23 protein-coding genes are annotated in these 20,443 nt (G+C 70.6%); 15 read left to right on the top strand and 8 right to left on the bottom strand.

Annotated elements, in window-relative coordinates; translation table 11 throughout:
• Positions 1–322: 322 nt before the first annotated feature.
• On the top strand, positions 323–937 hold the full coding sequence (gene phaR, locus ASF22_RS17510) for a polyhydroxyalkanoate synthesis repressor PhaR (protein ID WP_056172424.1): 615 nt from the start codon (positions 323–325) through the stop codon (positions 935–937).
• Between the two features lie 95 nt (positions 938–1,032).
• Positions 1,033–1,272 (top strand): hypothetical protein, encoded by a 240-nt coding sequence (locus ASF22_RS17505; RefSeq protein ID WP_082479079.1) that lies wholly within the window; start codon positions 1,033–1,035, stop codon positions 1,270–1,272.
• Positions 1,273–1,429: 157 nt separating this feature from the next.
• Here the strand turns inward: ASF22_RS17505 and rpmF are convergent, their stop codons facing one another.
• Complete coding sequence (rpmF, locus tag ASF22_RS17500) at positions 1,430–1,618, bottom strand: 50S ribosomal protein L32 (protein ID WP_018046018.1); 189 nt, start codon at positions 1,616–1,618, stop codon at positions 1,430–1,432.
• 331 nt (positions 1,619–1,949) lie between these two features.
• Between rpmF and ASF22_RS17495 the strand changes: the two genes are divergently transcribed.
• The 6 genes from ASF22_RS17495 (at position 1,950) to rpoN (ending at position 7,503) form a co-directional block, all read left to right on the top strand.
• Positions 1,950–2,366 (top strand): helix-hairpin-helix domain-containing protein, encoded by a 417-nt coding sequence (locus ASF22_RS17495; RefSeq protein WP_056266692.1) that lies wholly within the window; start codon positions 1,950–1,952, stop codon positions 2,364–2,366.
• A gap of 100 nt (positions 2,367–2,466) precedes the next feature.
• Positions 2,467–3,093 carry a ribonuclease D gene (locus ASF22_RS17490; RefSeq protein WP_056172414.1) on the top strand — a complete coding sequence of 209 codons (627 nt, stop codon included), beginning with the start codon at positions 2,467–2,469 and terminating at the stop codon, positions 3,091–3,093.
• A gap of 203 nt (positions 3,094–3,296) precedes the next feature.
• Positions 3,297–4,037, top strand: coding sequence for a hypothetical protein (locus ASF22_RS17485; RefSeq protein ID WP_056172411.1), 741 nt, complete (start codon positions 3,297–3,299; stop codon positions 4,035–4,037).
• Positions 4,037–4,771, top strand: a complete 735-nt coding sequence (locus ASF22_RS17480) for an LptA/OstA family protein (RefSeq protein ID WP_056267095.1) — start codon at positions 4,037–4,039, stop codon at positions 4,769–4,771. Before ASF22_RS17485 ends, ASF22_RS17480 begins: the two co-directional genes overlap by 1 nt.
• A gap of 53 nt (positions 4,772–4,824) precedes the next feature.
• On the top strand, positions 4,825–5,616 hold the full coding sequence (gene lptB, locus ASF22_RS17475; RefSeq protein ID WP_244473093.1) for an LPS export ABC transporter ATP-binding protein: 792 nt from the start codon (positions 4,825–4,827) through the stop codon (positions 5,614–5,616).
• Positions 5,617–5,931: 315 nt separating this feature from the next.
• Entirely contained in the window at positions 5,932–7,503 is a 1,572-nt protein-coding gene (rpoN, locus tag ASF22_RS17470) for an RNA polymerase factor sigma-54 (protein WP_082479077.1), read from the top strand.
• Positions 7,504–7,515: 12 nt separating this feature from the next.
• Here the strand turns inward: rpoN and ggt are convergent, their stop codons facing one another.
• The 3 genes from ggt to rlmN all read right to left on the bottom strand — a co-directional run bounded on the left by ggt (position 7,516) and on the right by rlmN (position 11,107).
• Entirely contained in the window at positions 7,516–9,246 is a 1,731-nt protein-coding gene (gene ggt, locus ASF22_RS17465; RefSeq protein WP_056266687.1) for a gamma-glutamyltransferase, read from the bottom strand.
• Entirely contained in the window at positions 9,247–9,735 is a 489-nt protein-coding gene (locus tag ASF22_RS17460; protein ID WP_056172400.1) for a hypothetical protein, read from the bottom strand.
• A 70-nt stretch (positions 9,736–9,805) separates the two neighbouring features.
• Entirely contained in the window at positions 9,806–11,107 is a 1,302-nt protein-coding gene (rlmN, locus tag ASF22_RS17455; RefSeq protein ID WP_056172397.1) for a 23S rRNA (adenine(2503)-C(2))-methyltransferase RlmN, read from the bottom strand.
• A 157-nt stretch (positions 11,108–11,264) separates the two neighbouring features.
• Here rlmN and ASF22_RS17450 point away from each other — a divergent pair, with 157 nt between their 5' ends.
• Positions 11,265–11,948, top strand: coding sequence for a spermidine synthase (locus tag ASF22_RS17450; protein ID WP_056267089.1), 684 nt, complete (start codon positions 11,265–11,267; stop codon positions 11,946–11,948).
• A 1-nt stretch (position 11,949) separates the two neighbouring features.
• Here ASF22_RS17450 and ASF22_RS17445 read toward each other — a convergent pair whose 3' ends face one another.
• From ASF22_RS17445 to ASF22_RS17435, 3 genes are all read right to left on the bottom strand, one after another.
• The gene (locus tag ASF22_RS17445) at positions 11,950–12,150 is read right to left on the bottom strand and encodes a hypothetical protein (RefSeq protein ID WP_056266684.1); all 201 of its coding nucleotides are present in this window, start codon (positions 12,148–12,150) and stop codon (positions 11,950–11,952) included.
• Positions 12,151–12,265: 115 nt separating this feature from the next.
• The gene (locus tag ASF22_RS17440) at positions 12,266–12,565 is read right to left on the bottom strand and encodes a hypothetical protein (protein ID WP_056172389.1); all 300 of its coding nucleotides are present in this window, start codon (positions 12,563–12,565) and stop codon (positions 12,266–12,268) included.
• Between the two features lie 40 nt (positions 12,566–12,605).
• Positions 12,606–13,214: a GNAT family N-acetyltransferase gene (locus ASF22_RS17435; RefSeq protein WP_244474332.1), complete on the bottom strand. Its 609-nt coding sequence runs from the start codon at positions 13,212–13,214 to the stop codon at positions 12,606–12,608.
• A 237-nt stretch (positions 13,215–13,451) separates the two neighbouring features.
• Between ASF22_RS17435 and zapE the strand changes: the two genes are divergently transcribed.
• From zapE to ASF22_RS17415, 4 genes are all read left to right on the top strand, one after another.
• On the top strand, positions 13,452–14,681 hold the full coding sequence (gene zapE / locus ASF22_RS17430; protein WP_244474331.1) for a cell division protein ZapE: 1,230 nt from the start codon (positions 13,452–13,454) through the stop codon (positions 14,679–14,681).
• Between the two features lie 390 nt (positions 14,682–15,071).
• Entirely contained in the window at positions 15,072–15,551 is a 480-nt protein-coding gene (locus ASF22_RS17425) for a (2Fe-2S)-binding protein (protein WP_056266675.1), read from the top strand.
• Positions 15,548–17,887, top strand: a complete 2,340-nt coding sequence (locus ASF22_RS17420) for a xanthine dehydrogenase family protein molybdopterin-binding subunit (RefSeq protein ID WP_056266672.1) — start codon at positions 15,548–15,550, stop codon at positions 17,885–17,887. The genes ASF22_RS17425 and ASF22_RS17420 overlap by 4 nt, the downstream gene beginning before the upstream one ends.
• Positions 17,888–18,135: 248 nt before the next feature.
• Positions 18,136–18,537, top strand: a complete 402-nt coding sequence (locus ASF22_RS17415; RefSeq protein ID WP_056172374.1) for a hypothetical protein — start codon at positions 18,136–18,138, stop codon at positions 18,535–18,537.
• An 87-nt stretch (positions 18,538–18,624) separates the two neighbouring features.
• Here ASF22_RS17415 and ASF22_RS17410 read toward each other — a convergent pair whose 3' ends face one another.
• Positions 18,625–18,846: a hypothetical protein gene (locus tag ASF22_RS17410; protein ID WP_056172371.1), complete on the bottom strand. Its 222-nt coding sequence runs from the start codon at positions 18,844–18,846 to the stop codon at positions 18,625–18,627.
• Positions 18,847–19,262: 416 nt separating this feature from the next.
• Here ASF22_RS17410 and ASF22_RS24565 point away from each other — a divergent pair, with 416 nt between their 5' ends.
• Both ASF22_RS24565 and ASF22_RS17400 read left to right on the top strand, forming a co-directional pair.
• On the top strand, positions 19,263–19,403 hold the full coding sequence (locus ASF22_RS24565) for a hypothetical protein (protein ID WP_200918833.1): 141 nt from the start codon (positions 19,263–19,265) through the stop codon (positions 19,401–19,403).
• A 413-nt stretch (positions 19,404–19,816) separates the two neighbouring features.
• On the top strand, positions 19,817–20,224 hold the full coding sequence (locus tag ASF22_RS17400; RefSeq protein WP_056172979.1) for a DoxX family protein: 408 nt from the start codon (positions 19,817–19,819) through the stop codon (positions 20,222–20,224).
• Positions 20,225–20,443: the final 219 nt, after the last annotated feature.

The following is a 20,443-nucleotide window of genomic DNA, read 5'->3' as shown; positions in this document are numbered from 1 at the left end:
GTTCTCCTCATGCCGGCCGGCGCTGCGTTGTCGCTTACGGGTGAGCGTGCGCGCCTTGTGCCGTTGCCATCGGATGAAAGCCCACGACCCCGCGAAGTCAAGGCGCTTTGGCGAGGACGCGGAGGCTCTGTCATACCCGTGGGTGCGGAGACCGGCACTATTCCGCGTGGACGGCGGTCAGATAGGTGTTTTCGTCGGCGGGCGAACGCTTTAAGATGAATCCAGGCGGATCTGGAGTGTTCACGGCTCCGTGTGCGTCGTCGAAGATCGAGCCGCAAGGATCGAGCGACCTGCATGATCGCGTTGGGAGAGGCCCCCAGAGATGGCGGACAACGGTAAGTCCAACCACACCGTTATCAAGAAGTACGCCAACCGGCGCCTCTACCATACCGGCACCTCGACCTACGTCACCCTCGAGGATCTCTCGACGATGGTCCAGAACGGTGAGGACTTCCTCGTCTACGACGCCCGTTCGGGCGACGACATCACCCGCTCGGTGCTCACCCAGATCATCTTCGAGCAGGAGAACAAGGCCGGCGACGACAACCTGCTGCCGGTCGCGTTCCTGCGCCAGCTCATTCGCTTCTACGGCGACAGCATGCGCACCATGGTGCCGAGCTTCCTCGAATTCTCCATGGCCAACTTCGCCCGCGACCAGGACGGTCTGCGCGAGAAGATGACCCAGAGCTTCGCCCCCACGGTGTTCCAGAACGCCATGGAGGAGCAGGTGCGGGCCAACATGAGCTTCTTCGGCGACGCCATGAAGATGTTCACGACCTTCGGCACGGGTCCCCTCTCGGGCATGGGCTCGCACCCCTCCGCCGCGCCGCGCCCGGCGCAGGCGGCGGTTCCGACGCCCACGGGGGCCGACCTCGACGATCTCAAGCGCCAGATGGCCGAGATGCAGTCGCGCCTCGAGGATCTCTCGAAGAAGTAGGGTCCCGCCGCCGCCCCAGGATGAAAGGTTGACGAACCGTTAACGTCGGCCCACCTCTTGCGCATCTCACCCCGGTTCACACGGGAATGGATGCGATGGGGCGATCTGGAACAGGCCGACGTCCGGAAACGGAACAGGCGCCGGTCTACGATCTCGTGGTGATTCCCGGCGGCGTCGAAGCGCAGGGCTTCCGGCGAGTCGCTTCCGCACGGGCGAATGCGGGTTTCCTCACCCACCTTCTCGTCAGCGCCGACCCGGCCATGCGCCCCGCACGGCTGGAGCGGACGCGCCTGGCCGCGGCCACCTATGCGGCTGCGGGTCGACGCATCGCCTGATCATCGGTCCAATACGAAAAACCGCGCCCGCTCTCGCAGGGCACGGTCTGTTCGCGCTCCGTCGGACCCGGTCTTCCGTCAGACCTGGTCTACGGGCGCGGTCCGTCGAACCCGGGCCGCCGGAGCGGCCATCCCGCCCGAGGGCGCGGCGTCGGGTTCAGGCCTCGGCCGACTTCACCTTGAGGACCTGACGGCCGCGGTACATGCCGGTCTTCAGGTCGATGTGGTGGGGACGGCGCAGCTCGCCCGAATCCTTGTCGGCGACGTAGGTCGGAGCCTTGAGGGCGTCGGCGGACCGGCGCATGCCGCGCCGCGAGGGGGAGGTCTTGCGCTTCGGAACGGCCATGGGATGATCCTGTCGATGGCAAAAAGGGCGCCTCAGGCGATCCCCCTCCGGGAGGACGCCTCGGCACCGTGTTCAAACGGAGATTCGAGGCCGGGCTTATAGCCGCGCGCGGTCGTCCTGGCTAGGGCACCGGGCGGAAAAGTGGAGCCGGTCTCCGCCGCGGCGATACGGGCGGAAAAGCGTACGGATCAAGATCTCGCGCGGTGATCCGGCGTTCCGCCAAGGCCTGCGCGGCGCAGTCGCATCGTTAAGCGGCGGTTCAACCGCGTTTGTCTAGGTCTTCGAAGGTTGGCGCGGCACCGCGATCACGCCATCGACTCGGGAGTGTCCCATGCCGTCATCCCTTCTTCGCAGCCTCGTCGTCCTGGCCGGCCTCGCCACCGTTCCCGCACTGGCGCAGGCTCCGAGCCCTTCTGCCCCGAGCCCCACAATCCCCACGACGAAGCCTGCCCCGGCGGTGCCGGCGCCCTCGAATCCCACTCCCCCCACCGTCACGCCGCCGAAGGCGCCGACGACGGCCGCCCAGCCCGAGACGGGCAAGCACGAGACGGGCAAGGCCGCGCTCATCGACCTCAACAGTGCCAGTCCCGCCGAACTCGATGCCCTGCCGGGCATCGGCGCGGCCCGGGCCGCCGCCATCGTCAAGGGCCGGCCCTATCGTGGCAAGGACGAGCTCGTCTCGAAGAAGGTCCTGTCGCAGGGCGTCTACGACGGTATCAAGGACAAGGTGATCGCCAAGCAGAAGTAAGCGCTCACGGCGCGCGGCGGATCGGGTATCCGCCGCGCTTGTCCGCCCGGGGGCCGGGTGTTACGCGCGGAGCCGTCTGTCTCCATCCGCGAAGCCCCCCATGCCGCCCCAACCCCTCGTGCGCGTCCATCGTGGCGACCTGCCCGCCGATTACGTCGCCGGCCCCGCCATCGCCATCGACACGGAGACCCTCGGGCTGAACCCGCACCGGGACCGGCTCTGCGTGGTTCAGATCTCGCGGGGGGACGGCAGCGCCGACGTGGTGCAGATCATCCCCGGCGGCCCGGTGCCGGAGGTCCTCGCCCGGGTGATGGGCGATCCCGGCACCCTCAAGATCTTCCATTTCGGCCGGTTCGACCTCGCCGTGCTGTTCAACGCGCTCGGGGTGATGCCTGCCCCGGTCTACTGCACCAAGATCGCCTCGAAGCTCGCGCGGACCTACACCGACCGCCATGGGCTCAAGGATGTGGTCCGCGAACTCGTCGGCGTCGACCTGTCGAAGCAGCAGCAATCCTCCGACTGGGGCGCCGAGACCCTGAGTCAGGCGCAGATCGACTACGCGGCCTCCGACGTCCTCTATCTCCACGCCGCCCGTGGCCGCCTCGACGCGATGCTGGCCCGCGAGGGGCGGACGGAGATGGCCCAGGCCTGCTTCGACTTCCTGCCGACCCGCGCCCGCCTCGACCTCGCCGGCTGGCCGGAGACCGACATCTTCGCCCACACCTGACGGAATTCTTCGCCGAGCCTTCGTCTTCGGCAAGTCTCTGTCTTCGCCAAGCCTTCGTCTTGGACAGGGCCTCGCTTCCATGGGGCGGTGCGTCCTCGCACATGAGCGCGGCCGGGCGTGCGGGCGCCCTTGATGATTTGGCAACGGGGTGGTCATAACTTCGCCATGGCCCGCGCGCATCCGGCGGCATGTTTGGGACTGTCATGCAGGTGGGCGAGGCCATCGAGACCGAGACATCCGGCGGCCCGCGCGCCGATGCGCGCCGCACCCGCGCCCATGCGCGCGCCCGCAGCCACAGCACCCGCGTCCGAACCCTGCGGCGGGTCATCCCCCTGGTGGCCGGCACGGCGGTGCTGGCCCTCGCGGCCGTCCTGTTCAATCCGTTCGGCACGAGCCTGCCGGGCGTGAGCGTCGGCCCCGTCAGCCTGTCCGGCACCAAGGTGAAGATGGAGAGCCCGCGCCTGTCCGGCTTCCGCCAGGGCGAGCGCGGCTACGAGGTCACGGCCACGGCGGCGTTCCAGGACGTGCGCAAGCCGACCCTCATCGAATTGCAGGCCATGAAGGGCCGCCTCAACACCGACGACAAGGGCGGCCGCGCCCATCTCGAGGCGGCGTCGGGCCTGTTCGACACGGCCCGGGAAGCCCTGACCCTGGAGCAGGACATCCGGATCTGGACCGACAAGGGCGAGGAGATCCGCCTGAAGTCGGCCGCCGTCGATTTCAAGGCCGGCACGGTCAAGTCGAACGAGACCGTCACGGTGACGATCCCGAGCGGCACCGTGGTGGCCGACACCCTCGACGTCACCGACAGCGGCCACGTCATCTCCTTCGTGGGCAACGTCCACACGGTGCTGCACGAACTCGACAGGCCGGACAAACCCGCCAAGCCCCCCCGCGTCCTCACCTCCGCGGCCGAGCCGACGGATGGGGAGTCCCGCCCGTGATCGCCCCGCGGTCCGTCGGCTGGGCGGCCCTCGCCGCCGGTCTCGCCCTCGCGGTGCCGGCCGGTGCGCAGACGGCCGCCCCCGCTCCGAAGAAGGAGAAGCCCGCCGGCGGCCTCGGCAATCTCGGCGGCGGCGGCAAGGAGCCGATCAAGATCGACGCCGACCGCCTCGACGTGTTCGACCGCGAGAACAAGGCCGTCTTCGCCGGCAACGTGGTGGCCGTGCAGGGCGACAGCACCATCCGCTGTTCCAGCATGACCGTGCGGTACAAGCGGGGTAAGAAAGACGACAAGAAGGGGGACGCGGCCCGGGAGCCGGCCGCCGACACGGCCGAGGCCTCGGAAAAACCCGCTGGCGGGATGGGCGAGAACGGCATCCAGCGCGTCGAGTGCGCCGGCCCCGTCACCGTGGTGCAGAAGGACCAGGTCGCGACGGGCGACAACGCGGTGTTCGACCAGGAGGCCAAGCGCATCGTGGTCACCGGCAACGTCGTGCTCAGCCAGTGCCAGAACGTGACCCGCGGCTCGCGCCTCGTCTACGACATGAACACCGGCCGGGCGAACATGGACCCCGTGGCCGGCGGCCGGGTCTCGGCCCTGTTCGTGCCGCAGAAGGAGGACGGCCCGAAGACCGGCAAGGGCTGCGCGACGCCCCCCGCCGCGGCCAAGGCTGTCCAGAAACCGGCGGACGGCAAGCCCGCCGAGGCGGCCAGGCCCCGGGCGCAGGCGAATTGAGCGCCGCGTCGCCGGTGTCCGCCGCCCCGGTCCAGCCGTCCCCGTTCAGCCGGATGTTCGGTCGGGGCCGCCGCGACGCGGCCGCCGCGCGCGAGGCCGCGATCCTCGCCGAGGGCGGCGGGCCGGGCATCCTGCACGTGCGCGGCCTGCGCAAGAGCTACGGCGCCCGCACCGTGGTGCACGAGGCCGGCCTCACCGTGCGCAACGGCGAGGCGGTGGGTCTGCTCGGTCCCAACGGCGCCGGCAAGACCACGATCTTCTACATGATCACCGGCCTCGTCTCGGCCGATCGCGGATCGATCAGCCTCGACGGCCTGCCGATCACCCACCTGCCGATGTACCAGCGCGCGCGCCTCGGCATCGGCTACCTGCCGCAGGAAGCCTCGATCTTCCGCGGCCTCACGGTGGAGGACAACATCCGGGCCGTGCTCGAAGTGGCCGAGCCCGACCGCAAGGAGCGAGCGAAGAAGCTCGACTCCCTGCTGGAGGAGTTTGACATCGCGCGCCTGCGCAAGTCCCCCTCCATCGCCCTGTCGGGCGGCGAGCGCCGGCGCTGCGAGATCGCCCGGGCGCTGGCCTCGTCCCCGAGCTTCATGTTGCTCGACGAGCCCTTCGCGGGCATCGACCCCATCGCGGTGGGGGACATCCAGGATCTGGTGAAGCACCTGAAGCAGCGTGGCATCGGCGTGCTCATCACCGACCACAACGTGCGCGAGACCCTGGGGCTCATCGACCGGGCCTACATCGCCCATTCGGGCCGGATCCTCACGGAGGGCACGCCCGAGGAGATCGTCGCCAACCCCGAAGCGCGACGGCTCTATCTCGGCGAGGATTTCCGCCTCTAAGCCGGGTTCGCTGAAACGGCCCCCGAACCGAGTGCGGCCCCGCGACGGCCCATTTCGCCCCATCCGAGACGCGTCGTCCGCCGCGTCCGGGAAGGCTTTCGTTACCGCCCCGATGTGATGCTGACACCACGCCGCGACGGCGCGTGCGGGCGGCTGGGCAATTTTTAGGCACCGAGCACCCAACACACTTTGACGTGGCCGCAGGTTGGGGCTAAACCTCGAAACGGTAAAAAGAAGCAAGATTGATGCCGAAGTTCGGCCCGCGCTGCCGCGCGCCGCCGAGCGGAGGTGCGACTCGGGGATCGGGACCTTACCATGAGTCTGGTGCAACGGCTGGAAATGCGCCAGGGCCAAGCCCTAGTGATGACGCCTCAGCTCCTGCAGGCGATCAAGCTCCTTCAACTCTCCCATCTCGACCTCACCGCCTATGTGGACGCGGAACTCGAGCGCAATCCGCTCCTCGAACGCGCCGAGGGCGAGACCGGGGACGAGCGTACCCCCGGCGAGACCCCGTCCGAATCCTCCGTCGACCGCCAGGGCGAGGAGGGGGGCGATTTCGACGGCGGCGATTTCGAGGGTGGCGAAGAGCCCTGGATCGCCACCACCCTGACGGCGAGCGGCGCCGACATGGAGGGCGCCCTCGACACCCGCCTCGACAACGTGTTCGCGGACGAGAACCCCACCCATGCCCGCGAGGCGGCGTCGGGCGACATGCTGTCCCTGACACCGGCACCCTACGGCAACACCGGAGGCTCCTTCGACGGCGAGGCCCCGGATTTCGAAGCGACCCTCACCTCCGAGATGTCCCTGCGCGAGCATCTGGTCGCCCAGCTCGACCTCGCCACCCGCGATCCGGCCGACCGTCTCATCGCCGGCTTCCTCATCGATGCCGTGGACGACGCCGGCTACTGCCGCGAATCCATCGACGACCTCGCCGAGCGGCTCGGCACGTCCCTCGACACCGTCGCGCGCGTGCTGAAACTGGTGCAGAGCTTCGAGCCGGCCGGCATCGCCGCCCGCGACCTCGCCGAATGCCTCGCCCTGCAGCTGCGCGACCGCGACCGGTTCGATCCGGCGATGCAGGCCCTGGTCTCGCGCCTCGACCTCGTGGCCAAGCGCGATTTCGCCTCGCTCCGGCGCCTCTGCGGCGTCGACGACGAGGACCTCGTCGACATGCTGGCCGAGCTGCGCCGCCTCGACCCGAAGCCCGGCCGCGCCTTCGGGGCCCGGGCCGTCGAGGTGCTGATCCCCGACGTGTTCGTGCGCGCCGCCCCCGACGGGTCGTGGCTGGTGGAATTGAACGCCGAGGCCCTGCCGCGCGTTCTGGTGAACCAGAGCTACTACGCCCGCGTCTCGCGCGGGGCGCAGGCCGAGGGCGACAAGGCGTTCCTGTCCGAATGCCTGCAGACGGCGAACTGGCTCACCCGCAGCCTGGAGCAGCGCGCCCGCACCATCCTCAAGGTCGCCTCCGAGATCGTGCGCCAGCAGGACGCGTTCTTCCTGCACGGGGTCGCGCACCTGCGCCCCCTCAACCTCAAGACCGTGGCCGAGGCCATCGGCATGCACGAATCCACCGTCTCGCGGGTGACCTCGAACAAGTCCATCGGCACGAGCCGGGGCACCCTGGAGATGAAGTACTTCTTCACGGCCGCCATTCCGGGCGCCGCCGGCACCGCCGCGCATTCCTCGGAGGCCGTGCGCCACCGGATCAAGCAGCTCGTCGACGGCGAGGCCCGCAGCGACGTGCTCTCCGACGACGCCCTGGTGCAGAAACTGCGCGACGAGGGCATCGACATCGCCCGCCGCACGGTGGCGAAGTACCGGGAATCCCTACGGATTCCCTCCTCCATCGAGCGCAGGCGCGAGCACTTCGCCTACGCGCGGTAGGGGAGCCCCCCCTCAGTACCCCTCCGCCAGGGTGCCGCGCTGGCGGGGGTCGGCCGCTCCGGCCACGAGCCCGTCCGCGGTCATCACCGAATTGGCCGAGCCCGAGGCCGGCGCCACCACCACCCGGTGGCCGCGCGCCCGCAGGATCGCGAGGGTGTCGGGCGAGACGCCTTCCTCCACCGTGAGCACGTCCGGGCGCCACTGGTGGTGGATGCGCGGAGCCGCCACCGCCTGCAGCAGGTTCATGCGGAAATCGACGACGTTGACGATGGTCTGCAGCACCGTCGAGATGATGCGGCTGCCGCCCGGACTCCCCGTCACGAGGAGCAGCTTGCCGTCCCGGAACACGAAGGCCGGCGTCATGGAGGACAGGGGCCGGGCGCCCGGCGCCACGGCGTTGGCCTTGCCGCCGACGAGGCCATAGGCGTTGAGCGCCCCGGTCTTGGCGGAAAAGTCGTCCATCTCGTTGTTGAGCAGCACCCCGGTGCCGGGGGCGACGAGGCCCATCCCGTAGGAAAAGTTCAGGGTGGTGGTGTTCGAGACCGCGTTGCCCTCGGCATCCATCACCGAGAAATGCGTGGTCTGGTCGGACTCGTGGGGGAGGGGATCGCCGGCCTTTACCTCCGCCGCCGGACGGGCGCGGGCCGGGTCGATGGCCGCGCGCAACCCCTCGGCGTAGGATTTGGCCGTCAGCCCCTCGACGGGGATCTGCGACCGCGCCGGGTCGCCGAGCCAGGTGGCCCGATCGGCATAGGCCGGCTTCATCGACTCGGCGAGGGTGTGGATCGCGTCGGCGCTGCCCGCTCCCATCCGGGCGAGATCGAAGCCCTCCAGCATGTTGAGGATCTCGATGAGGTGGATCCCCCCCGAACTCGGGGGCGGCATCGATGCGATGGACAGGCCCCTATAGGTACCGCGCACGGGTTGGCGGATCACCGGTCGGTAGGCGGCTAAGTCCTCCGCCGTCACGACGCCGCCGGCCTCCTGAACGGCCCGCGCGATAGCCACCGCGATGGGGCCGGTGTGGAACGCGTCGGGGCCGTCCTTGGCGATGGCCCGCAGCGTAGCGGCGAGGTCGGTCTGCACCAGCCGCTCGCCGCGACGAAGTGGTCTGTCGCCGGCAAAGAAGATCGCTCGGCTCGACGGCCAGCGCCCGAGCAGGTCGACGGCGCGGGGCAGGGAATCGGCGAGGCCGGCCTCGACGTCGATGCCCTCGCGGGCCAGCCGCTCGGCCGGGGCGACGAGGTCGGCGAGGGTGAAGCGGCCCGACCCGTAGAGCCGGTGCGCCTCGGCCAAGCCCCGCACGGTGCCGGGCACGCCGACCGCCTTGCCCGTGCGGGTGGAGGCGGCGTGGTCGGGCTCGCCCCGCGCGTCGAGGAACATGTCGGCGCGGGCCGCCGCCGGGGCGGTCTCGCGGTAGTCGATGGCCACGGTCTCGGCGGGGCTCGCCCGATGCACCATCATGAAGCCGCCGCCGCCGAGGTTGCCCGCGCGCGGCAGGGTGACGGCCAGCGCGAAGCCCACGGCCACGGCGGCATCGACGGCGTTGCCACCGGCCTTGAGGATCGCGACGCCGACCCGCGTCGCCCGCGCCTCCTGCGAGGAGACCATGCCGTGCGCGGCCAGTACCGGCAGCATCCGGGCGGTGTCCGACTGGATCGGCGAGGAATCCGCCTGCGCCCACGCCGCGTGGGGGAGGCCGAGCAGGAGGCAGAGGGCGAGGACTGGGGTCTGGCGGCGCATTCACACGGCTCCGTCGCGCGGGCCGAAGCGGCCCGCCACCAGCCAATAGACGAGGCCCGAGGCCGCGCCCGTGAGAAACAGGATGGCGGTGATGCGACCCTCCTGGGCGAAGGCCTGCGTGTCGCCGGCGCGGGCCGCGGACCGGGCGAGCCACGGCACGAGCGCCGTGAGGAGGCCCGTGCCGGCGCCGTACCAGGCGGCGGACCGCCAGTTCAGGGTCTCGCCGATCACCGCCAGGGCGACGGGCGGCAGCACGAGGAGGAGGAACAGGGCGCGGGCGAAGGCGGCGAGCGCGAACAGAATCGTCTCGGGGCCGATTCCGGAGGCGAGGTCGTTCAGCCCCTCGAACAGACCGGCGAGCCCGAGGCTCCCGAGCACGTCGCGTGAGACCGGATCGAGCATGGCTCCCAGCCCAAGGACGAACGCGCCGCACGGGATCGCCAGGAGCAGGGCGAGGCATCCGACGAAGACGCGGCCGAGGAACCGCATGGTGACGCCCTCTTGGATGTGTTGGAAACGCGGCCCTCCTCCCCACAAGGGGGAGGGGGGTGTCAGGCCATCAATCGTCGTCGCCGTCGTCGGCGCCCGCGTAGACGCCCTCGGCGCCGATCCCGTCCTCCAGCATCATCCGGGCGCGGGCGCGCAGCTTCTCGGTCTCGCTCTTGAGCTGACCGCAGGCGGCGAGGATGTCGCGGCCGCGCGGGGTGCGCACGGGGGACGCGTAGCCGGCGTCGTAGACGATCTCGGAGAAGCGCTCGATGCGCTCCCAGTCGGAGCATTCGTAGACGCTGCCGGGCCAGGGGTTGAACGGGATGAGGTTGATCTTGGCCGGAATGCCCTGGAGCAGCCGCACCAGCTCGCGGGCATCGGCGTCGGTGTCGTTGATGCCCTTCAGCATCACGTACTCGAAGGTGATGCGCCGGGCGTTGTTGAGGCCCGGATAGTTGCGGCAGGCGGCGATGAGTTCGGCCAGCGGATACTTGCGGTTGAGCGGCACCAGGGTATCGCGAAGATCGTCGCGCACGGCGTGCAGCGAGATCGCCAGCATGGCGTGGGCGTCGGTGCCGAGGCGCTGCATCTGCGGCACCACGCCGGAGGTCGAGACGGTGATGCGCCGGCGCGACAGGCCCAGGCCCTCCTGGTCGGCCATGACGCCGACGGAATCGATGACGTTGTCGATGTTGTAGAGGGGCTCGCCCATGCCCATGAACACGATGTTGGTCACCGCGCGGCGAACCTCGTCGGCCCCGGCCGGCGTCGGATTCTGCCCGGCCCAGTCGTTGAGGTGGTCGCGCGCCACCACCACCTGCGCGACGATCTCGGCCGCCGTCAGGTTGCGCACGAGGCGCTGGGTACCCGTGTGGCAGAACGAGCAGGTGAGGGTGCAGCCGACCTGGCTCGAGACACAGAGGGTGCCCCGGCCCCGGCCGGGAATGTAGACGCACTCGATCTCGGCGCCGCGATTGTGGTCGTGCTTGCCCGTCGGCGCCATGCGCATGAGCCACTTGCGGGTGCCGTCCCGCGAGACCTGCTCGGTGATCACCTCCGGCCGGTCGAGGGTGTAGGCGCGCGCCAGATCCGCCTTCAGGCCCTTGCCGACATTGGTCATGTCGTCGAAGTGCTTGGCGCCGCGCACGTTGACCCAGTGCCAGATCTGGCCCGACCGCATGCGCTGCTCGCGCTCGGACACGCCGATGGCGCCAAGCCGCGCCTTGAGGTCGTCCCGGGTCAGGCCGACGAGGGAGGACCGCCCGAGGGGGCCGCCGAGGGGCGTCGTCTCCGGCGCGAACTCGGGCAGCTTCTCGATTGCGGGGGCGGCGCTCGCGTCGCCCCGGGCGGTGTCGAACGACGCCGTCGCCATGGTCTTGGAACCTTCGATCTGGAATCGGTCCGATATAGGCGATCGGCGCGGCGAAGGCGAATACGGGTGCGGCATGGCCGGCGTGCACCGGGTTGGGCGCGGTGCGCCGGGTGTGGTACCGGGCGCCACGCCTGTTCTGACGCCCGCGAGGTTCGCCGTGATTCCCTGGGTCGCCCTCGACACCGCCCCGATCCCGGGCACAACCGACGAGCTGCGTCTGCTCCAGCGCGGCCATGAATTCCTCATCCGGATCGGCCGCAACGACCTGATGAACAGCCGCCTCAGCGGCTCGGAGGAGGCGCTGGCGACCCTGACGGCGGCGCGGATCGGCGGACGGGCCGGGGCGAAGGTCCTCATCGGCGGCTTCGGCATGGGCTTCACCCTGCGGGCGGCCCTGGACGCCCTGGGGCCGGATGCGCGGCTGGTGGTGGCCGAACTGGTGCCGGCGGTGCTCACCTGGGGGCGCGGCCCCCTGGCCCACATCTCCGCCGATGCCCTGTCCGACCCCCGGGTCGAGGCGCGGGAGGCCGATGTCGCCGCCCTGATCCGGTCCTCTGCGCTGGCCTTCGACGCGATCCTCCTCGATGTCGACAACGGCCCCGAGGGGCTGACCCGGGCGGAGAACGACCGGCTCTACGACGTGGGCGGGTTGGCCGCGGCGCGCAACGCCCTGCGCCCCGGCGGCGTGCTCGCCGTGTGGTCGGCCCATCCCGATCCGGCCTTCACCCAGCGCCTCGTCCGCGCCGGGTTCGCCGTGGAAGCGGTGTCCGTGCGGGCCGGGCGGGGGCGGGGCGCCCGCCACACGATCTGGCTCGCCGTGCGGCCGGAGCGGGCGAAATAGATCAGCCCGTGGCGCGCAGGCCGTCGCGGCGGCGGCTCAGGCGCGTGGCGCCGTAGATGGCGGCGAGCTGGCGCCGGGCCGCCTTGACCGGAGGGGCGTCGCGCTCGGCGCAGGCCGCCGCGATGGTCCGCAGGGTGTCGGCGACGGAGCGCTGCAGGCGCAGGTCGCCGGGCTGGCGCGCGACGTGATCGCTGGTGCTCATGCGTGTGGCCCCTCGGTGCCGACCCCCCCCGCGGGGCGTCGCCGCCAGCATCGGCACGGGGCTTGGCCGCAACATGGCAGCTTGGCCGTGACGCGTCCTGTCGGGACTGCGATGCCTATTCGCGGCCGCCGCCCTCGGTGAAGCGGTCGTGGCAGGTGTAGCCGACGAAGCAGCGCGGCGTGTCGCGCGTCAGCTCGAAGGCCGGCCGCGTCGTTTCCGGCAGGGGGCAGAAGCCGCCGTCGCGCACGAACCGGGCGTAGGTAAACGGCCCCGTCGTGAGCACGATGGCGCCCGTGCGGGCGACGAGGCCGGCCGCCTCGGCACAGATCATCTCCGGCATGGCCGGCCGCGGCTGGCCGAACCCTTGGCCGGAGGAGACGAGCAGGACGGCGGTGGCGAACAGGGTGGGGCGCATGGCGGGAGCCACTCTCGAAAGCGTGATCCCCAGTGTGGCCTCACGCGGCGGCGAGCGCCAGGGTGAAGTCGAACGCCTCGGTGACGCTCTCCTGCCACAGGGAGACGGGCGTCGGCCGGGCGAGGTGAAGCGCCCCCTCGGCCTCCCCGTCCGCCATCCGCAGGTCAGCGCCGACCCGGAGGGCGAGGTTCTGCATCGGCCGGTTCCGGCTGAGGCAGCGCACCCGCAGGTCGCGTACGCCGCGATTGCGCGCCGCCCCGGCGATCCGGCGAAACAGGGCGTGGCCGAGGCCGTTGCGCCGGTAGCCGCGCTCCACCGCGAAGGCGGCCTCCGCCTCGGCGCCGAGCCGGTAGCGCGACGGCGGCGCCCGGGTCGGTCGCAGCTCACCGAGGGCCCGCAGGGTGCCGTCGACGAACCCGCCGAACACCACGCCGTCGATCCTCAGGGCCCGGCGCGCATAGGCCAGGGCGGCCGCGTCGCTCAAGGTGCCCATGAAGCGGTTGGCGCGGGTCTCCGGATCGAGGCGCAGGAAGTAGGTCTCCACCGCCGCGGCATCGCTCGGCCACAGGCGGCGGATGACGGGGTGCAGGGCGCGCGGTTCCGATCGGGGTTCGCGCGTTCGGGATTCGGGCATTCGGGGCTCGGGCATGGTGATGCCTCTCCGGCGTGAGGGCGCGCCGCGGCGCGCCGGAATCCGGGCGTTGCCTCCCTCAAGGCCGGGCAGATGTGGCATCGCCACCCGATTTGTGCAATGCAGCAAAACGTCATGCCGGCCCTGTCGCTGGCATACCAATCACCCCGCTTGATCCGGCCCCGGACGCGCGGCAGACCCGGATCGTGCGGGCCGCCCGTCCCGGTCCCGGCCCCTGCGTCGAGGCTTACCGTCGTGAGTTCATCAGCCCCCGTGGCGCCGTCCGATCACGCCCGTTCGGGCGCGGTCTCCCCCGGTCCGGTCTTCGAGCGCTACGAGGCCCTGGTGGCGTCGGGCGCCATCGAGCGCGACCCGGCGCAGGTCCACCTCGTGCGGGCGCTGGACGGTCTGGCGCAGGAACTCGGCCGGCGCCGGCGCGCCCGCAAGGGCAGCGCGCTGGGCTGGCTGTTCGGGCGCAAGGCGGATCCGGCCGCCGTGCCGAAGGGCCTCTACATCTGGGGCTCCGTCGGCCGGGGCAAGACCATGCTGATGGACCTGTTCCACGAGGCGGCACCCGGCCCGAAGCGCCGGGTGCACTTCCACGGCTTCCTCGCCGACGCGCACGAGCGCATCCACGCCCACCGCCAGGCCCTCAAGGCCGGCACGGCGAAGGGCGACGATCCGATCCCCGTGGTGGCCGACGCGCTGGCCGACGAGGCGACCCTGCTGTGCTTCGACGAGTTCACCGTCACCGACATCGCCGACGCGATGATCCTGGGGCGCCTGTTCGACGCCCTGTTCAAGCGGGGTGTCACCGTGGTGGCGACCTCCAACGTCGAGCCCGACCGGCTCTACGAGGGCGGCCTCAACCGGGCCCTGTTCCTGCCCTTCGTCGCCGAGCTGAAGAACCGCGTCGACGTCCTGCGCCTCGATTCGCGCACGGATTTCCGGCTGGAGAAGCTCGGGGGCGCCTCGGTCTATCACGTGCCCGCGGACGCGGAGGCCGAGGCGGCCCTCGCCCGCGCCTTCAAGGGTCTCACGGGCAAGGCCCGGGGCAGGCCCGCCACCGTGCGGGTGAAGGGGCGGGACGTGCCGGTGCCGGAAGAGGCGGCGGGCGTGGCGCGCTTCACCTTCGCGGATCTCTGCGCGCAGCCGCTCGGGGCCTCCGACTACATGGCCGTGGCACGGGCCTTCCACACGGTGATCCTCGCCGACATCCCGGTGATGAGCGCGGAGACCCGCAACGAGGCCAAGCGCTTCATCACCCTGGTCGACACCTTCTACGATGCCCACGTGAAGCTCGTCGCCTCGGCGGCGGCCGAGCCGCCGGGACTCTACACGGCCACCGACGGCCGCGAGGCCTTCGAGTTCGACCGCACGGTGTCGCGCCTCATCGAGATGCGTTCTTCGGAGTATCTCGCCCTGCCGCACGGGGCCGGGGATTCGGAGGCGTCGGGATCGAGCGCGGGTCTGGTCGAGACCTGAGACCGCGATCGCCGCCCCACGCACCGCCCCTCACGTGCGATCGCGGCCCGCGGTCGCAGCGGCGCGGGTGCAGTTTGTGCGCCAACGCACATCCATAGTGCCGGATCGTCCCGGTCAGGGAGCCGGATCGGACCTCCGGCGTTGCACTGCAGCACGCGCTGCATTTAATTGGTCTCATTCCGAAGAACGACGTCGCGCCCGCCGCGCTGCCCATGCCGCCGCCGTCCGGTGGCGGTTGCCGTTCCTGCAGGAAGCCGGGGCTCTCCGCGCGAGCGATCGATGCGGGACCGCGACACGGATCGCGTGCCCGGACGCCGACCACGCGACCCAGACGGGCGCCCCGACGGTCCACGACCGCCGGAATCGCCCGATTCAGGATAGGACAGACCAATGATCAAACTCACCGTGAACGGGGCTGAACGCAGCTTCGACGGCGATCCCGACATGCCGCTGCTGTGGTACCTGCGCGACGAGGTCGGTCTCACCGGCACCAAGTTCGGCTGCGGCCAGGCGCTGTGCGGCGCCTGTACCATCCATGTCGGCGGCACCGCCGTGCGCGGCTGCGTCACGCCGGTCTCGGCCGCCGAGGGTCAGGCCGTCGTCACCATCGAGGGCCTGTCCCCCGACGGCAACCACCCGGTCCAGGCGGCCTGGCGCGACCTCAACGTCGCCCAGTGCGGCTATTGCCAGTGCGGGCAGATGATGCAGGCCGCCTCGCTCCTCACCGATACCCCGAATCCCACGGACGCACAGATCGACGAGGCCATGAGCGGCAACCTGTGCCGCTGCGGCACCTACCCGCGCATCCGCGCCGCCATCCATCAGGCCGCCGGCCAGGCTGCCCCCGCCGCCAAGGGAGAGCGCCTGTGATCCACGATTCGAAGATGATGGCGGAAGCCACCGCGACCCAAGACACCGCCCCGACGGCCCTCGCCAATGTCAGCCGCCGCGCCATGCTGGGCGGCATGGGTGCCCTGGTGCTCGCCCTGTCGTGGCGTGATTCGGCGAAAGCCGAGGACAAGGCGAACGAGCCGAAAAAATTCGGCGCCGATGCCATGCCGCACGGGTGGCAGGACGACCCCAAGGTGTTCGTCGCCATCGCCCCCGACGGCACCGTGACGGTGACCTGCCACCGCGCCGAGATGGGCCAGGGGGTTCGCACCTCCATCGCCTTCGTGGTCGCCGACGAACTCGAAGCCACCTGGGACAAGGTGAAGGTCGCCCAGGCCTGGGGCGACGAGACCCGCTTCGGCAACCAGGACACGGACGGGTCGCGCTCGCTCCGCCATTTCTTCCAGCACCTGCGCCACGCCGGGGCCGCCGCCCGCCTGATGCTGGTCCAGGCCGCCGCCAAGCAGTGGAACGTGCCGGTCTCGGAAGTGAAGGCCGAGAACCACGTCGTCACCCACGCCAAATCCAAGCGCAGCCTCGGCTACGGCGAGATCGCGGCGGCAGCGGCCGAACTGCCGGTGCCGGCCCGCGAATCCGTGACGCTCAAGGATTCGAAGGATTTCAAGTACATCGGCAAGGGCAAGATCGGCCTCGTCGACAACCGCGACATCACCACGGGCAAGGCCGTCTACGGCCTCGACACCAAGATCGACGGGATGCTCTACGCCCTCGTCGCCCGCCCGCCGGTCTTCGGCGGCAAGGTGGTGAGCTACGACGACACCGAGGCCAAGAAAGTCCCGGGCGTCGTCAAGATCTTCAAGATCGACGCCCCGGAGGCACCGGTCGAGTTCCAGCCGCTGGGCGGCGTCGCGGTCATCGCGAAAAACACCTGGGCGGCCATGAAGGCCCGCGAGGCCCTCAAAGTGACCTGGGACGACGGCCCCAATGCCTCCTACGACTCCGTCGCCTTCCGGGGCGAGCTGGAGAAGGCGGTGCGTGCCCCCGGCAAGGTCGTGCGCAACCAGGGCGACGTCGACGGCGCGATGGCGAAGGCCAAGAAGCGGGTCGAGGCCGAATACTTCGTGCCCCACCTCGTCCAGGCCCCGATGGAGCCGCCGGCCGCCGTGGTGCGGATCAAGGACGGTTTCTGCGAGGCCTGGGCCTGCACCCAGGCGCCGCAGGCGACCCACGACCGGCTGGCGAAGAAGCTGAATCTCGCGGCCGACAAGGTGCGGGTCAACCAGACCCTGCTCGGCGGCGGTTTCGGCCGCAAGTCGAAGCCGGATTACGTGCTCGAAGCGGCTCTGTGCTCCCAGGCCGTGGACGGCGCCCCGGTGAAGCTGACCTGGACCCGTGAGGACGACCTGCACCACGGCTACTACCACACCATCTCGGTGGAGCGCCTGGAAGCCGGCCTCGACGACAAGGGCATGCCGGTGGCTTGGCTCCACCGTTCGGCGGCCCCCACCATCGGGTCAATCTTCGCGGCGGGCGCCAAGAACGAACTCCCGTTCGAGCTCGGCATGGGCCTCACCAACACACCGTTCGCCGTACCCAACATCCGTCTCGAGAACCCGGCGGCCGACGCGCACGTGCGCATCGGCTGGTTCCGCTCGGTCTCGAACATCCCGCACGCCTTCGCGATCCAGTCGTTCGTGAACGAGTTGGCGCATGCGGCGGGGCGTGACCCGAAGGAGTACCTGCTCGCCCTCATCGGCCCCGATCGCAAGATCGATCCGACGACGCTCGGCGATGTCTGGAACTACGGCGAGGACCCGGCCCGCTACCCCATCGACACGGCACGCCTGCGCGGGGTCATCGAGGCGGCGGCCAAGGGCATCGGCTGGGGCCGCAAGATGGCGAAGAACACCGGGCTCGGCATCGCCGGTCACTACAGCTTCGTCACCCACACGGCGGTCGCCGCCGAGGTGGAGGTCGGGGCCAAGGGCGAGGTCATGGTCAAGCGCGTCGACATCGCCGTCGATTGCGGACCGCAGGTGAACCCGGAGCGCATCCGGTCGCAGATGGAAGGCGCCGTGGTCATGGGGATGGGCCTCGCGCTCTCGGCCGAGATCACGTTCAAGGACGGCCGCGCCCAGCAGAACAACTTCGACGGCTACGAGATCACCCGCATCGACGCCGCCCCGAAGGAGATCCACGTCCACCTGCTGCCGAACCCGAACTTCTCGGGGCCGCTGGGCGGCGTCGGCGAGCCGGGCGTGCCGCCGGTCGCCCCCGCCATCGCCAACGCGATCTTCGCGGCCACGGGCCGTCGCATCCGACAACTGCCGATCCGCGACCAGCTCAGCGCCTGAGCGGACGCCCCTCGGGGCGCCGCGACGAACCCGGCCCTGGGCCGGTGCCTCTCCGGGGGCTTCACGACGATGGACAGCACGAGAAACGGGGGTGTCGCATCGCGCGGCACCCCTTTTTCATGGTCGGGCGCGACGAAAAACGGTGGTTCCGCCATCCGGGCCGGAGCCGTCCCGCCTCCCGGCGGGTTGACCCGGGGAAGAGGCCGCCGCTTCGGCGCCTCCCTGCTGTATCGGGATTCGATTCGACGATGCCATCGAACACGACACGACCCGCCTGGCTCGCCGCCGGCCTCCTCGCCGCGACCCTCGCGGGTGCGGTGAGCCAAGCCCACGCCTCGCCCTGCGCGGACGAAATCGCGGCCCTCGAGGGCAAGGTGAAGAATCAGGCCAAGGAGTCGATCTCGGCCTCCACGAGCGGCCAGGCCGATGCCGGCGCGCGCGGCGGCGAGGGAGGGGCGTCCGGCGGCAATCCGAGCACGCACCCCACGACGCCGCCGGAGAAGTCGGCCGAGGCCGGCAAGGGCGGCGACAAGGCGATGCAGGCCAAGGTCGCCCTCGACGAGGCCCGCACCGCCGATGGCAAGGGCGACGCCAAGGGTTGCAGGGAGGCCCTCGGGCGCGCCAGGCAGCAGCTCGACGCGGCCCCTTGAGCGGGCGGCGGAGCGGCCCGGACGGGCGGGCTCCGCACGCGAGGCCCGGCGTCTCGTCCGACGAGACGCCGGGCCGGGCGGCACCCCTCAGGCGGCTGCGCTGAGGGCGTGCTTGTTGCCGTTGAGGCCGGCACAGAGGTCGTCGATGGCGGCCAAGTCCAGGGCCTCGCCGGAATGCCCGGCGATGGCGTCGATCAAATGATCCTGCTGCGGATTAAATGGATTTCCCTGCAAACGATAGAATTGATAATACCGCAGCGCAGCGATCACTGTATCCCGCTCGCGTTCGGTCATTGCAATACTTTGCATGCCACTCAATTTGACCTCATCCAGACTGCGAGGTGGCTGAGCGTAGGGAGTGCTCATGCCTGAGTAAAAGATGTAAACCAGCCGCGATGCCGACGTCTACCACTTGACAGCGGCGCGAAAACGGGCGGCGGGCCGCGTCGGAATGGGGGGGCGGACGCAAGTCTCTGGCACCGCGCCATTTCTCTTCGATCCAACGGTCACGCTTTTATTTCGCGCCTGTCGCCCGAGTCGCGGCGGACCGGTGGCCGATCGCCGGAAACGCATCCTTAACCCTGCTGTGCGATCTTCGCCGGGTCCGACCACGCCGATCCGGTGCCGTCGTGACGACGCGGCGAGAGGGGGCTTTTCGAATGCCCGAGACGCACGGCGAACGATCTCATGGCTCCCATGCCGCGGCTGCGACGGAGGCGGGTTCGGTGCGCCGTCCGCCGGCCCTGGCGCCGCACATCCGGCGCCACCTCGGCCACACCCTGCGGGCCTTCTATCCCGCGGATCCGGCCGAACCCGTGGGCGAGCGGATCGAAGCGTTGCTGATTCGGCTCGGCAAGATCGGTTAGCATCGCTTGCCCCGACGGTGTCCCCGGGACACGGCGCTGGAGCCGGCACAGGAGCAATTGATTCACGCCGTTCCGCATTGCCGGGTCGGCCGGGCCGTGGCGTTCATGAACCGGCCAGAAGCGTGGCCGTAAGGCTGGCCTCCCGGTCCTCGAAGCCTAAGATTCCATCGCCATGCTCGTCCTCGCTCTCGTCGTCGCCGGCAATGTCCTGTTGGCGGCCCTGTTCTCCCTCGTCGCCGTCGCGGCCGACTGAACCGGCGCCCCCGCGCGACCTCTTCCGTGCCGCCCGGCACGATCCGGTTCGCGGACGCCCGCCGGTGCCGCCGGGGTGGATCGACGCACCGTACGATTCGTGCTCGATGCGGGGCTCCCTCGCCTCGGGTCCCGGGGCGTTCCTCGGAGCACGTCACCGCATGAACACCAACGCCCTCTCGGTCACCTGGGCCCCGCGCCTGCTCAGCGTCCTGCGCATCATGGCGGGGCTGCTGTTCCTCGCCCACGGGACACAGAAGCTCCTCGGCTTTCCCGCACGCATGGGTGGCGGCGGCGCGCCGGAACTGGTCTCCCTGATCGGGATGGCGGGCCTGCTCGAACTCGTCGGCGGCGCGCTGATCGTGCTCGGCCTGTTCACCCGGCCGGTGGCGTTCGTTCTGTCGGGCCAGATGGCGGTGGCCTACTTCATGGCCCATGCGCCGAAGAGCCCGTTTCCCGCCCTCAACGGCGGCGACGCGGCGATCCTGTTCTGCTTCGTGTTCCTCTACCTCGCCGCCGCCGGCGCCGGCCCGTGGAGCCTCGACGCCCAGCGCCGCGGCCGGTTCTAACAAGCGCCGCGGCCGGTTCTAACAAGCGCCGCGGCCGGTTCTGATCGCGCCCTTCCCAACGTAAGCTGTGCCGTTCGTCACCGCCCCGGCGGCGCCGGCACGGCATCGTCCCGACACCGGGCCGATCGGGGCCGGACGGACCTTCAGACCATGAGCGCTTCCCTCTCGCCGGCCCCCTGGGACAGCACGCTGGCGTCCTCCGAAGGGGCACGCCAGCGC

The organism is Methylobacterium sp. Leaf87 (assembly GCF_001422775.1).
Classification (GTDB): domain Bacteria; phylum Pseudomonadota; class Alphaproteobacteria; order Rhizobiales; family Beijerinckiaceae; genus Methylobacterium.
This window is presented reverse-complemented; position numbering and strand designations above follow the sequence as displayed.